This window comes from Streptomyces sp. NPDC001787 (assembly GCF_040297465.1).
Lineage (GTDB): Bacteria > Actinomycetota > Actinomycetes > Streptomycetales > Streptomycetaceae > Streptomyces.
Window position 1 is genome coordinate 1 of record NZ_JBEOZE010000020.1, and the last position, 12,383, is coordinate 12,383.

Annotated in this window: 13 protein-coding genes and 2 pseudogenes; 6 read left to right on the forward strand and 9 right to left on the reverse strand. The window is 68.1% G+C overall.

Features of this window, described 5'->3' with window-relative positions; all coding sequences use genetic code 11:
* Both ABT170_RS25085 and ABT170_RS25090 read right to left on the reverse strand, forming a co-directional pair.
* Positions 1 to 100 (reverse strand): annotated as a pseudogene (locus tag ABT170_RS25085) (ABC transporter permease); the annotation flags it as partial.
* Positions 101 to 133: 33 nt separating this feature from the next.
* Positions 134 to 895 carry a class I SAM-dependent methyltransferase gene (locus tag ABT170_RS25090; protein ID WP_351870944.1) on the reverse strand — a complete coding sequence of 254 codons (762 nt, stop codon included), beginning with the start codon at positions 893 to 895 and terminating at the stop codon, positions 134 to 136.
* 88 nt (positions 896 to 983) lie between these two features.
* On the opposite strand from ABT170_RS25090, the gene ABT170_RS25095 reads away from it, so the two are divergent.
* Positions 984 to 1,613 carry a CGNR zinc finger domain-containing protein gene (locus ABT170_RS25095; protein WP_329942052.1) on the forward strand — a complete coding sequence of 210 codons (630 nt, stop codon included), beginning with the start codon at positions 984 to 986 and terminating at the stop codon, positions 1,611 to 1,613.
* Here ABT170_RS25095 and sodX read toward each other — a convergent pair.
* Positions 1,517 to 1,954: a nickel-type superoxide dismutase maturation protease gene (gene sodX / locus ABT170_RS25100; RefSeq protein WP_329942051.1), complete on the reverse strand. Its 438-nt coding sequence runs from the start codon at positions 1,952 to 1,954 to the stop codon at positions 1,517 to 1,519. The genes ABT170_RS25095 and sodX overlap by 97 nt on opposite strands.
* A 178-nt stretch (positions 1,955 to 2,132) precedes the next feature.
* On the opposite strand from sodX, the gene sodN reads away from it, so the two are divergent.
* Positions 2,133 to 2,528: a superoxide dismutase, Ni gene (gene sodN / locus ABT170_RS25105; protein ID WP_150487741.1), complete on the forward strand. Its 396-nt coding sequence runs from the start codon at positions 2,133 to 2,135 to the stop codon at positions 2,526 to 2,528.
* 126 nt (positions 2,529 to 2,654) lie between these two features.
* Here sodN and ABT170_RS25110 read toward each other — a convergent pair whose 3' ends face one another.
* Positions 2,655 to 2,975, reverse strand: coding sequence for a hypothetical protein (locus ABT170_RS25110; protein ID WP_351870948.1), 321 nt, complete (start codon positions 2,973 to 2,975; stop codon positions 2,655 to 2,657).
* 526 nt (positions 2,976 to 3,501) lie between these two features.
* On the opposite strand from ABT170_RS25110, the gene ABT170_RS25115 reads away from it, so the two are divergent.
* Complete coding sequence (locus ABT170_RS25115; protein ID WP_351870951.1) at positions 3,502 to 5,643, forward strand: insecticidal delta-endotoxin domain-containing protein; 2,142 nt, start codon at positions 3,502 to 3,504, stop codon at positions 5,641 to 5,643.
* Positions 5,644 to 5,777: 134 nt separating this feature from the next.
* On the forward strand, positions 5,778 to 6,440 hold the full coding sequence (locus tag ABT170_RS25120; protein ID WP_351870954.1) for an HAD family hydrolase: 663 nt from the start codon (positions 5,778 to 5,780) through the stop codon (positions 6,438 to 6,440).
* On the opposite strand, the gene ABT170_RS25125 is transcribed toward ABT170_RS25120, so the two are convergent.
* A complete protein-coding gene (locus ABT170_RS25125; RefSeq protein WP_351870956.1) occupies positions 6,421 to 7,656 on the reverse strand; it encodes a helix-turn-helix transcriptional regulator in 1,236 nt (411 codons plus the stop codon). The genes ABT170_RS25120 and ABT170_RS25125 overlap by 20 nt on opposite strands.
* Positions 7,657 to 8,276: 620 nt before the next feature.
* On the opposite strand from ABT170_RS25125, the gene ABT170_RS25130 reads away from it, so the two are divergent.
* On the forward strand, positions 8,277 to 8,606 hold the full coding sequence (locus ABT170_RS25130) for a hypothetical protein (RefSeq protein ID WP_351870959.1): 330 nt from the start codon (positions 8,277 to 8,279) through the stop codon (positions 8,604 to 8,606).
* Positions 8,607 to 8,699: 93 nt separating this feature from the next.
* Here the strand turns inward: ABT170_RS25130 and ABT170_RS25135 are convergent, their stop codons facing one another.
* Both ABT170_RS25135 and ABT170_RS25140 read right to left on the reverse strand, forming a co-directional pair.
* Positions 8,700 to 9,023 (reverse strand): helix-turn-helix domain-containing protein, encoded by a 324-nt coding sequence (locus ABT170_RS25135; protein ID WP_502970565.1) that lies wholly within the window; start codon positions 9,021 to 9,023, stop codon positions 8,700 to 8,702.
* Positions 8,965 to 9,171 carry a hypothetical protein gene (locus ABT170_RS25140; protein WP_502970566.1) on the reverse strand — a complete coding sequence of 69 codons (207 nt, stop codon included), beginning with the start codon at positions 9,169 to 9,171 and terminating at the stop codon, positions 8,965 to 8,967. Before ABT170_RS25140 ends, ABT170_RS25135 begins: the two co-directional genes overlap by 59 nt.
* A gap of 173 nt (positions 9,172 to 9,344) precedes the next feature.
* Here ABT170_RS25140 and ABT170_RS25145 point away from each other — a divergent pair.
* A pseudogene (locus ABT170_RS25145) lies at positions 9,345 to 9,543 on the forward strand (relaxase/mobilization nuclease domain-containing protein); the annotation flags it as partial.
* Between the two features lie 28 nt (positions 9,544 to 9,571).
* On the opposite strand, the gene ABT170_RS25150 reads toward ABT170_RS25145, so the two are convergent.
* On the reverse strand, positions 9,572 to 10,579 hold the full coding sequence (locus ABT170_RS25150; protein WP_351870965.1) for a hypothetical protein: 1,008 nt from the start codon (positions 10,577 to 10,579) through the stop codon (positions 9,572 to 9,574).
* Positions 10,580 to 10,817: 238 nt separating this feature from the next.
* On the reverse strand, positions 10,818 to 12,377 hold the full coding sequence (locus tag ABT170_RS25155) for a DUF6056 family protein (RefSeq protein WP_351870968.1): 1,560 nt from the start codon (positions 12,375 to 12,377) through the stop codon (positions 10,818 to 10,820).
* Between the last annotated feature and the right edge of the window lie 6 nt (positions 12,378 to 12,383).

The window sequence follows — 12,383 nt, forward strand, 5'->3', positions numbered from 1 at the left end:
GTACGTAGGTGGGGTAGGGCAGCAGCCCGGTCAGCCTGACCAGGCCGTACAGGAGCATCACCGCGGTGAAGTAGACGGGCAGCGAGGCGGTGGCCGTTGCCCTTCCCCCGTCCCGCTCCGGCCCGACGCGCGGTCACTTCACCGCGAGCACCAGGGTGTCCGAGGGCGAGGCCCAGACGGGGCGCGCCTCGCCGAACCCGGCCGCGCGCAGCGTACGGGCGTGCCACTCCGCGGAGGGCATGTCGCCGTCCGCGTGCTCGCCGTAGATCCTGTACCGCTCGGCGGTGGGAGCGGCGAGGGCCGGGTCCTTGGCGGCGAGGGCCCACCAGTCGGCCCAGTCGAGGGCGCCCGCGGCCTTGGCGCGGTCCATGGCGGCGTGCCGGTGGGCGCGCTCGGCGGCGTTGATGCGGGGGGTGTCGGTGTCGATCATGTGGTCGGCGTTCATGAACACACCGCCGTCCCGCACGAGTTGGCCGATCTGCCCGTACAGTGCGGTGAGCGGCTCGCTGTGCAGCCAGTGCAGAGCGGTGGCGGTGAGCACGGCATCGTAGGAGTCGTGCGGCAGCAGCCCGGTCCAGTCGGGGTCCTTGAGATCGGCGGTGACGAAGGTGACCCGGTCGTCGCCGTCGAAGGTTCCGCGGGCGATGGCGAGCAGCGCGGGGTCGAGGTCGACGCCGGTGCTCGTGGCCTTCGGGAACCGGCGGAGGAGCCGGTCCGTAATACTTCCCGTACCGCACGCGAGGTCGAGCACCCTGGGCTCCGGCCCCACCACGGCCTCGACCATGTCCAGCATCACCCGGAACCGCTCCTCGCGGTCCGGCATGTACCACTCCTGCTGCCGGTCCCAGCTCTCCTGCCAGGACTGCCAGTCGGTGCCCGCCGCCGTCTCCGTCACGCCATCCTCCACGTAATACTCAATTGCCAATAACGCCCATTACACTGGTCGACGCATCGACTTTAGACCGACACCGTAAGGACTACAAGTGGAACTGGCCTATTACTCGGACTATGCAGTGCGCCTGGTCAACACCGAGGAGCCGGCCCGTAACAAGGACATCCTCACCACGGTCGAAGCCGTCCGGGACCTGTTCGGCGCCAACGGCCAGGCGGCCCGCCGTGCGACCGACGCGGATGTGACCCGCTTCCGGTCCGTACGGGGACGGCTGCGCGCGGTCTTCGAGGCGGCCGACCTCGGCGACGAGACCCTCGCGGTCGACCTGCTCAACTCCCTGTTGCTGGAGTTCCCCGTGAGCCCGCAGATCTCCGGCCATGACACCCGGGACGAGGACGGCAAGCCGGACTGGCACATGCATCTGGCCGACCACCCCTCGAACGCGACCGCCGGGTACGCCGCGATCGCGGCGATGGGCCTCGCCTTCCACCTCACCTCGCACGGGGTGGACCGGCTCGGCCTGTGCGAGGCCGCGCCCTGCCGCAACGCGTACCTCGACACCTCGACCAACCGCTCCCGGCGCTACTGCTCGGACCGCTGCGCGACCCGGGCCAACGTCGCCGCCTACCGGGCCCGCAAGCGCCTGGAGGCGGAGCGCGCCGCCGAGACCGGCCGCAGCGCGGAGAAGGCCCAGCCCAGCACGCCGAGCACGGACCGCTGACCCTTCTTCAACGGCCGGTAGCGGACCCGGACCCGGGCCAGCACGAGCTCCTCGGGCACCGTCCCGTAGTCCGTGCTGTCCCCGCCCGCGAACGTGTTGTCGCCCCGCACCCACCAGCCGCCCGCCCGGCGCTCGACGGCCCGCTTCACCACCAGCAGATCCTGCTGGAACGGATGGCGCAGAATCACCACGTCCCCCGGCCGCACCGGCGCCCCGTACCTCACGAGCAGCAGATCACCGTGGTAGAGCGTGGGCACCATCGACGGCCCCGTCACCTCCACGACCTGGAACGGCACCCGCGCGGCGCGCCCCCGTCCGGGCTCCTGTGTCAGCTCCTGCATCTCCCGTACCTCCCCGGTCCGTCCTCCAGTACACCTCCCGCGCACCGCTACGTACATTCGGCCACCGGTCCGATACTCACCCTGGACTTTTGGCCTAAGCCCATGGGCCAGCCGCTGAATCCGGTCGCTCACGGAGTAATGTCCCACCTGAGAAGACGATCACGAGGAGGACAGCCCCATGCTTTCCCGCCTGTTTGCCCCCAAGGTGAAGGTCAGCGCCCACTGCGACCTGCCCTGCGGTGTGTACGACCCGGCCCAGGCCCGCATCGAGGCGGAGTCTGTCAAGGCCGTTCAGGAGAAGTACCAGGCCAACGAGGACGCGGACTTCCGCACCCGCGCCGTCCTGATCAAGGAACAGCGCGCGGAGCTCGCGAAGCACCACGTCTCGGTGCTCTGGAGCGACTACTTCAAGCCCCCGCACTTCGAGAAGTACCCGGAGCTGCACCAGCTGGTCAACGACACCCTGAAGGCGCTCTCCGCGGCCAAGGGCTCGAACGACCCGGCGACCGGCCAGAAGGCTCTGGACCTGATCGCCCAGATCGACAAGATCTTCTGGGAGACCAAGCAGGCCTGATCTGCCCGCCATCTGCCCTCGGGCTGGACAGCAGGTCAGAGCAGGAATGGGAGAGGCCCAGCCGCTTCGAGCGGCCGGGCCTCTCTGCCATCCGTAGATCATTTGGGAGACGTTTGGGAGACGAGGTCAGGAGGAGCGCCTCTCTCGCCACTCCGCCGTCTGGTCGACCTCATCAGTCAGCGACTTCTCCCACGCCTCTTGCAGGCCCCGCGCGATGCCAAGCTCCATCTCCGGCGAGGTGTGCGAGTACGTTCCCTCGACACCTTGCGGCTTGTGCCCCATCCGCTCCTCGACCGCGACCCGCGGATGCCCCTGCCCGTCCAGCCACACCTTGTGCCCGTGCCGCAGACCATGCGGCACCATGTCGGTGAGACCCTCCACTGCGGGCAGCGCCTCCTGCGCGCGCTTCCCCCGGCGGGACGGCTCCTCGGCCTGACCCTCGACCACATCAGCCAGACGCCCGGATGACCGCCACCGGAATGCCTCTCGTCCCGATGGACCCGGAGCTGACCGCCGCCCGCGACAGCCGATGACACCCGTCTGCTGCCCATGGTGAGGCATGGCACCCTGGGGGCCGCGTCAGATCGCCTACCGATGTGCTCGCCACCCCGCCACTCGACAAGGGCAGAGGTGTCCAGGGCCCTGCCCAACCACGGGACTGGCGGGCACGCAGCTTGAGGTGCCGCGCATTCAATGCCTGCGAAAGAATGTCAGTCACTCAGTGATCGACCGTCGGCTGGGCGGCCCAACCATCCACCACGCCCAGGCGACCAGAGAACCGCAGCTCACCGAGATGCAGCATGGCACCAGGACCGCTCAGCCACTCCGGTACACGCATGGGTGAAAGATCGACACTCTACGTTTCGGCTCCCGCACGGTAACTCAAGGTGGCAGGTGGCGGCGGTCATCCGGCACGCCGCATAGCCGGCGGCCCGGATATCGGCCGGCACGCCATGAGCACTGGGAAGTCTCCGTGAACGCAGAAGACCAGACAAGCGACGCCTCCAACGGCATGGCGCCGGTGGAGGCGTCGCCGCCGCAACAGCGGGCCACCGGGTCCGACGGACTCGACCCCGTCGGGGCAGCGACCGACATTCTTGCCCTCGCCGCCAGCATGGTCCCCGGCATCGGACCGGTGGCGGGCCTGTTCACGGGTTGGCTCATGCAGGCGCTCTTCCCCAGCAAGTCAGTTGACGTATGGGAATCCATCAAGGACCAAGTCAACAAAGTCGTGGATGAAAAGATCACCACCGAGCGGTTCAAGCGCCTGACGGACAAACTGACCGGCATCAGGGACAACTACGCCGACTACCACGTGCTCGTCACCCTCGACGACGACCCAGTGTCCATCTATCAAAAATGGGACATCGTATACAGCTCGGTCAACGGCTCGATTGCGGAGTTTCAAAACAAGGACTACGCAGTGGCACAGGTACCGCTGTTCATCCAGTTGGCGAACTTGCAAATCCTCCTACTCCGAGACCTGTACCTCCATGGCAAGAGGTGGGGCGTCCCTCAGGGCACCATCGACATGTACGCCAAGAAACTCAACGAGTTCACACGCCCCACAAATGACACAGAGAACTACGAGACGCACTATTCAAAGTGGGCGGCCGACCACTACCAAGAGGGCCATTCCGGCATCAACACGGACTGGGATCGCCTGGCATACACCCGCGTCATGTACGTGAACGGCTTCCAGCAGTCTGAGATCTGGCCGTATCTCAACCCTGTGAAATACCCCGAAGGGCACGACGTCGTCGGCATCCTCGGGGCTCAGGAGGTCTTCAACGGTCCATGGGGGCGCATCCCTGGGAACATCCCCGCCGAGTGCACCGCCCCTGGCGTTTCCCGCGGAGAGATCACCCAATTGCGGATGTGGGAGGGAAAATACGCCAGCCACAAACGGCCGTGCGGCATTCTTCTCAGATATGGCGGGGTATACACTGCCACGGTGGGATCCAAAGACGGCACCATGCATGATTGGCAGATTTCCAATTACGGTTACATGACGCGCATTTGGGTCGAAGGTCAGCACAACGACGGTATCATCGGCGTCACTCGTTTCAGCTTTGCGCTCGACTCGGGCTTCGAGTCGGAATGGATCGGCAACGACCCTCATTCCTCGCGGGTCACGCGCGACTTCTCGATCCCCGGCTACTACGTCTCAAGTATTCACGCCGGAAACCCCGACACCACCCGGAAAAACCTGGGCTGGATGGTTATTGGATTCCGCCCGTTGCCCCGCCCCCGTCGTGCCGCCTCAGCGGACCCGACCGAAGGAAAGACATACATCTTGCGGTCGGTACACAACGGTCGGATCGCCAAGCTGGAGAGCCTCAGCACATGGCCCGGGATCGGCATCATCCTCGGAGGTGGCCCCGACTCGACCAGCACGCATTGGACCGTCACAGACTTGAGCTGTCTGCAGAACGGCTACAGCGAGAAGTACATGGCGACGACGTACCTACTCCCTGACGTTGAGCAGACTCATTCCCTGCATCCCTTCGTCTTCCAAAAGCAGCACGACGGCACCTACACGATCCAGTCAAAACAGCCCCAGTATTCGTATCTGTCGGTGGATCAGGCCGGCACCAAGCTTGTGCAGCAGTCCAAGCTCGATCCGGACGACCGCAAGATGCGTTGGGTCTTCGAGGAGGTCGATTCGGCACGGCAGCCGTACACCGTGCAGGACGGGCCGATCCTGACGCTGAACGTGGTCGAACAGGACGTCGGCTACTTCAAAGCCGGAGTGACCTTGAGCAACCCCGAGAATGCCCCGGCGGCCATCGCGGAAGGCTGGCGTCTGTCGTTCTACCTGCCCAAGGGGCTGGGTGGCACGGTGAACGTCTCAGAGGGCGACGGAGCTGAACTCGACCCAGCGCAACCGCAACCGGACACCTATGGGCTGCCCGTGACAGTCGCCGCGGCCAGCTGGTCACTCAAGCAGGTGATCGAGCCGGGCGAGTCCTTCACATTCAGCCTCACCGGCGGAGCCGAGGCACCCACCTTCGACATCAGAGATATCCGTATCCGGCCGGACCAGCCCCGGATCAACGGCCGGCCAATCGACGACGGCTCCATCAACGAACCCGACAGGCCAACCCACATCTAGCGAACACCGGGCGCCGCGGTCGGGGCGCGCATTCGCGCCCCGACCGTGCCAGTTCGGACTGCCCCGGTAGAAGCCATCGGCATCCTCGAACGATCGAATGGCTGCACAGTTGGGCGAAGTTCTACGATCACCCCATGATTCGCGCAGTCGTTTTCGACGTTGGTGAGTGCCTGGTGGACGAGACCAGGGAGTACGGCACCTGGGCCGACTGGCTGGACGTTCCGCGGCATACGTTTGCTGCCATGTTCGGCGCGGTGATCGCCCAGGGGCGGGACTACCGCGAGACCTTCCAGGAGTTCCAGCCCGGCTTCGACCTGTACGAGCAGCGCCAAGCGCGCGCTGACGCGGGCCAGCCCGAGCACTTCGACGAGTCGGATCTCTACCCAGACGTGCGGCCCGCCCTCGCCCAGCTCCGCGCCGACGGGCTATGGCTCGGCATCGCAGGTAACCAGACCATCCGTGCAGGCGGCATCCTCCGCACGCTGTTCTCCGGGGACGTCGACCTGATCGGCACCTCGGATGACTGGGGCGCGTCGAAGCCGGACCCGCTCTTCTTCGAGCGCGTCGCCGAGGTCGTCCCCGCGGAGCCCGCTGAGATCCTCTACGTGGGCGACCGGGTTGACAACGACCTTCGGCCGGGGGCCGCCGCCGGTATGCACACCGCGCTCATCCGCCGCGGACCATGGGGGACCATCCAATGGCACACCGCGGAGGCCAGGGACCTGCCGACGTTCCGTGTCGAGTCCCTCGCCGAGCTGCCGGAGCAGATCGCGAAGTTCAACGAGCGAGCGCGCTGACGGTCGTCGACCACCCGTACAACCGGTCATCCAGGTGGCGGACGCACGGCTTGTGCTGGTGCGGGGCCAAAGATCGACGGACGTCCCGGATTCGGTCCATGCCAGTGGCGTACCAAGTGCGCTCCAGCTGGTCGAGGGCTTCCAGAGCATGCTCGCAGGCCGCCTCGGGGGCGCCTGCGGCAACCTCCACGGCGGCCAGATCGCCGAGGATCACCGACCGCTGCTTCTCCTCCGCCGGCGCCAAGTCTTCAAGGACTCCGAGGAGAGTGGTACGCGCTTGAGGCAGGTGCCCGGCGAGCAACTGCGTGTTGCCCTTGAAAGCGGCAAGGCGGACTGGAGAGAACCAGTCCAGCCACTCAGGAACGGCCTCCTCTCGCTCGTTGGCAAGGAGGTCCTCGGCATGGCCGATCAGGTGCAGTGCGGTCCGAGTGCGCCCGGACCGGGTCTCGCATTCGGCCTCGACAGCATCCAGCCACGCCATGAGCAGCGCCGGCGCAGGTCCTCGCCGGGCATAGGTGCGGGCTGCAACGAGCCTCTCGGTTGCTGCTTCCCGGTCGCCGCACCAGCCGGGAATGAAGGCCGTGTGGCCGAGCACGGCGGCTCCGAGGAGTGGGTCGTCGGCTTCGCCTGCCGCCTGGAGCGCCCGCAGCCATGTGGCCGCCGCACGGTCCGGTTCCCTCAGGTCGAAGAACTCGATCCGACCGGCGAGAAGGTAGGTCTCCGCAAGGGCTGCGGCGACGGCGCAACGGGTCTGACCGGCTGCCTCAGGGAGCAATGCGCAGCCGAGAGTGGCGTGAGCAATGGCCGCCGGGTGCAGGTTGGCCGGAGCCACTGACCAGTACAAGCGCCGGTGTGAGCGGGTCACGGCCTCGAAGTCGAGTGCGACGGAAGCTGGTTGCATGGCGGTGGCGGATTGCAGTGGTACGACGGCGAGGCCGACGGCCGCGACCGTCGCCCCGACCAACTGTCGGCGCACGGGGTCCGGCCCGCGGTCCCGTCCGTGGGGAGGGGTGAATCCCAGCGATTCCAGGTCTTGGCCCAGCACGCGCGTGAGAGCCTGCTGGAGGTCCGGGTGCGGCCATGGCGGCGCCTCCGACTCCCACCGCCTCACTTGCCGGACGCCGACGCCGAGCGCGGTCGCCAGAGCCTGTTGCGAGTGGTAGCCCGCAGTCAGACGAGCTGCCTTCAGTCTGGTATTGCTCGCGGTTTGGGACACGTGACCACCTCCGTGATGGGTACTCAGATCAGTTTCACAGCAAGTCCTTTACGGGGCCATCACTCACCCGCATGACGGCATGAAAGTCCTTATCTAGGCCCTGAAGAGTCCTCCAGAAGTCCTCGAATTGTCGCGTTGACGGTACGACGCTTGGCGGACCAATTGGCCCGCACTGAGGAGCTGACCCGTGACGACGCCTGTAGTGCCACCAGTGGTGCCCGATGTGGGCTCGACTACGCCTCTCCCGGACGTCGGCATGATGTCTGACGCTCAGCAGCGCGGCGCAGCATGTACGTGGTGTGAGGCGCCGCTCGGTACCGACCTCGGTGTCGACCTGGGTGAGCAGCGGATCCGGCCGGCCGCAGGTGCCGCGTACTCGTGGTTCCCCCGCGAATGCCTGGACGCGCTGGCCTGTGCGGGTCGGAGGGTGGCCCGGTGAGAACCGCCGCCGCCGGGCAGCAGCCCTGGTACCGGTCGCCGGAGTGCAGGGTCGCCACTGAGCGGTCCTGGCCCGGAGGACACCGCCACTGCCCCGGCACCAGCGCCACCGTCGTGGGCGGGGCCGTCGCGGAGCGGCTGCGCTGCGCCTGCGTCTGCCACGGAGCGCAGAGGGGCACCCGATGAACTGCCACCACCGCAACGGGGTGCACCCGTTCCCCGTCGAGACCGACACCATGGCCCGCTGCCCCGAGCACGGCATCACGCTCCTGTGGCGCGGCGACCCGATCACGAACACCGAACTCGCCCAGGCCGCGGCTGCGGAGACCCGGCTGGACGACCTGCTGGCCCTCGCCGAGGAGCTACGCGGTGACACGTACAGCGCGCACTGCCGGGCCGCTGCCCTGCCGCATCTGGCGGACGGGCACACCCACTGCCGGCGCCCCGACTGCGCGTGCACCTGTCACACCCCCGAACGGAGCCGACATGGCCATCCTGCACGCGGACGATGACGACGAAGGCGGCGCGGGGTGCTTCGGGTGTGGCACCACGAAGGGTGTCTGCCGTGATCCGAACAGGCACGGGCTCAGGTAGCAGCGGCACGTCTACTCGCGGACGAGGTCGGTGAGAGGGACTCCGATCGCGTCGGCGATGCGGACAAGATCGGTGTACCGGGGATCACTGACACCGCGTTCAATTCGCTGGAGCGTGCGCCGATTGATATTGGTCATCTCCGCGAAAGCCTCCTGCGTGCAGTTGGCCTGCATACGTAGATGACGGACACGGTCCCCGAGCGCGCGCAGTTCTGCAGCGGTCCGGTCTGGCAAGTCTCGGGGCACTCGACAAACCTGTGACCTGCGTGATCTCGTGTCAGCGGCTGAAGAGCACCTGGATGTCGTTGCGGCGTGTCGCCGCCATGCACCGGGCACCCAGCGCCGGTACGAGGTGGAGCAGGAGCGCGTTGTCGGTGATGCGCCCACCCGTCTCACCGGCGATGAGCGGGCCTGCCCACTCCTCGGCGTACTTCGCGAAGGTGATATGACCGGCGCGCGGGTCGACGTGCTGACCGGTGACCACGCTGTTCGCGACTTCGTCGAGCCGGCGCTGGGCGTCGAGCTTCCGCTCGAAGTGGCGGGCGTGCTCCTTGCCGTCGAGGTCACGGTAACAGGCCCGCCCTCCACATCATGGCCACCGGAGTCCGCGCCGACGGCCACCGCCCTCACACCCACCGCGACGGCCGGCGCGCCCAAGCCGACCGCATCCTCACCGACCCGTCCTGGCCTGCCCTCGTCACGGCCCTCGCCCGCGCCGAGCCCGCCGGCCATCACCCTCGCCGGCTTCCCGGCCCAGGCCGCCGCCGAACGCGAACTGGACACCGCCGAGCACCCGGCCCAGGTCCTGATCCGGCGCATCACGGCCCAGCCCGGGGCTACTGGGATGCGCGTGCGGCCTCCGGGCTGACCCCTGGGGGAGCAGCTCAGGACCAGGGGTCCCAGTGATCTTCGGAATCGGGTGCGTCGGGGTGCAACATCTCGCGAAGGCAGCGGCGCAGGCCGTCGCCGTCGATTCCCTCGATCGCGCGCATCCACGGCAGCGGGCCCATCACACGGGCTGTCTCGTCGGTGGCGAGACTGTCCAGCATGGCGTGCAGTGCGTCCGGGACCGGCGCGTCAGAGAGGCACATCCACCCCAGCGCGGCACTGACGCGCACCTCGGGGGACCGTGTCCGATCGGACCAGCACGACCGGGTCCACTCCAGGGCCCTCGTGTCTTGGCGGGCGCGTGCCAACTCCGCAACGGCCAGCACCAGGCCCGCGCGTACGGTCGGATCGTCTTCGATGTCAAGGCGCTCATGGAGCGCGTCCCGTACGACCTGCGCACGGCCGGATGCAGCCGCCAGCACGTATGCGGTGCCCACGCGTATGTCGGCCTCGGGATCGTCGAGCAGATCCTTGAGAAGGTCCACGTCCGCCGTGATCGCGTCACGAGCGGCCTCGACCGACCAGTTGCCCAGGTATCCGGTGACTTCGAAGCCCCGTTCGTCACCGCTGTAGCGAGGCCGAAGCATGTCGGCACGCGTGCACACACCGTGGTGCCTCCAACGCGCCACCGCGGAAACCACGGCCAAGGCAGCAGCTCGATGGTGAGCCTGCGGATCAGCTCCGATACGCAGCAGGAACGGCACGGCCGGCGCCACCGCCGCCCTCATGTCGTTGGCGCACAGGCCCCCGAGCATGTCGAGAGCCCTGTCGACGGCGGCTGCGTCACCTGAGCGCACTCGCTCCATGCTCTCCTGAACTCTGACGCCCTCGGGGAAGCGGCCCCAAGGCACCTGTTCGATCAGAAAGCCGTCCTTGGCGACCGCCGGGATACCCGCCACCACCGCGCGTACGTCGAGGGGGCCTCCCACCTGCTCAAGCGGATCAGCGTTGATGAACGCCTGCTCCACTGCTGGATACGCCGGGTCGTTCTCCCACGATGTCACGCAGACCTCCACGACGAAGCCTCAAGCGCTGCGCTCTGCACCACCCCAAGGAGTATCGCGGTCAGGCATCCTTCCAATCGCTACGCCCTATGAACGCCTGCTCGGCCGGCTGCCGCACCTGGCGGACGGGCGCACCCACTGCCGGCGGACCGAATGCGCATGCCCCTTCCCCACTCGCACGGGTTGGTTCCGGCCGTCTCCGGGCGATGCCGTTCGGCGCCCTTGACAACGCCCCGGGTCAGGGAAGCTCGGTCGAGTAGGTGACGCGTTCGAGGCGGTAGTAGTCGGCCACGCAACCGGCCGGCCAGGTGTCACGCCCCTGCCGGCCGAACGGCTCCAGCATCCCGCTGACCGTGACCGCCTTGTACGGGAGGACCTCGGCGCCCGCCGCCGCCCGTTCCCGTAGCCATCGGTCCTGGTGGTCCCAACGCTGGGCCCGTGCCCGCATATTGGTGTCGAGGCGCATGAGCGAGACGGCGGGGCCGACGCACACCAGGACGCAGAGCACGGCGCAGACGGCCTTGGCCGGGCCCGTGTGCCGGACGAGCCGCCGCGCGGCCTGCCCGAGGAGCAGGCCCGCGCCGACGAGCAACGCGATGTACAGCAACAGGTAGTCGTTCCAGAGGCGATTGGCGGTCGCGACGCGCTCACCGAACGCCGGGTAGGTGATGACGGTACAGAGGTATCCGGACACGAGCAGCGCGAGCGTGCCGGTGACGGCGAGCAGGGGCCAGTGCGGGGGCGTGCGGAGCGGGCCGCCGTCGGCACGCCGGGCGACCAGGCCCAGCAGGAGTCCCGCCGCGACCGCCCCGATGTACTGCCACGTCGTGGCCACCGTGACCATGATCTCGCCGAACCCGCGCAGCGACGCGATGAGCGCGTCGGGGGCGAGCAGGTCCGCGTTCCGCGCGCCGAACCGTTCGCGCCGGGTCCGGGAGCCCGGTGAGGCGAGCAGGATCAGGGCTCCGATGCCCGTCCCGGCGATGCCCGCCGCGCACCACGCCCACCCGTAGGTCCGGGCATGTGCGGGGAGGACCCGGTGGCCGATCAGCAGACCGGCGAACAGGACGACCACGACGACGACCGTGGTCTCTTCCGACAGGGTGCCGATGACCAGGCCCATGAGCGCGACGCAGGCCGACGCCATGGTCCTGCCCGTGCGTGAGCGGGCCCGCAGCAGCGGAATCGTCGCGGCGCAGGCGAGCACGGGGGGCAGGGTGTGCGACACCGAGGCGGCGGGCCAGTAGAACGTCTTGTAGGTGTTGGTCGTCACGAACAGGAAGAGCGCGGTGACCATGGACGCGATCAGGAGCGCCGTGCCGCGGGGCACGGTCAGCCCCGCCCTGCGCAGCGCCGCGGCTGCCACCGCCCACAGAATGCCCAGCATCAGTACGCCGCTGACCAGGGCGAACCACTGGTGCCCGGCGACACCGAACTTCGCGTAGGCGCCGACGAGCAGCCCGTTCGCGATCCGTCCGTTGTCGTCGAGGTAGAACTTGCCGACGATGCCGGAGACGCCCTCGTCCCGTACGACCGGCAGGAAGCACCAGTCGTCGGCGCTGGGGCGGACCCAGCGCCCGGACCAGGACGCGGCGGCGAGCAGACCGAGCGGTACGAGCGCGAGGGCCGGTACCCAGAGATCCGCCCGGGACCGCGTCCCCGACGGCCGGGCCCGTTCGTCCGGCGGCGCGCCCGGCCCGGCGTGCTGCCGCTGCCCGTCGGGCCGTCCCTTCCTGTCGGGCCGTCCCTTTTCGTCCGGCGGTTCCGGAACGGCGGTTCCCGGGACGCTGCCAACCATGTGCGG

Excerpts from the sequence above, each read along its gene's own strand:
- sodX (WP_329942051.1), bottom strand. The coding sequence starts at position 1,954 with ATGCAGGAGCTGACACAGGAGCCCGGACGGGGGCGCGCCGCGCGGGTG.
- sodN (WP_150487741.1), top strand. The coding sequence starts at position 2,133 with ATGCTTTCCCGCCTGTTTGCCCCCAAGGTGAAGGTCAGCGCCCACTGC.
- ABT170_RS25120 (WP_351870954.1), top strand. The coding sequence starts at position 5,778 with ATGATTCGCGCAGTCGTTTTCGACGTTGGTGAGTGCCTGGTGGACGAG.
- ABT170_RS25130 (WP_351870959.1), top strand. The coding sequence starts at position 8,277 with ATGAACTGCCACCACCGCAACGGGGTGCACCCGTTCCCCGTCGAGACC.
- ABT170_RS25155 (WP_351870968.1), bottom strand. The coding sequence starts at position 12,377 with ATGGTTGGCAGCGTCCCGGGAACCGCCGTTCCGGAACCGCCGGACGAA.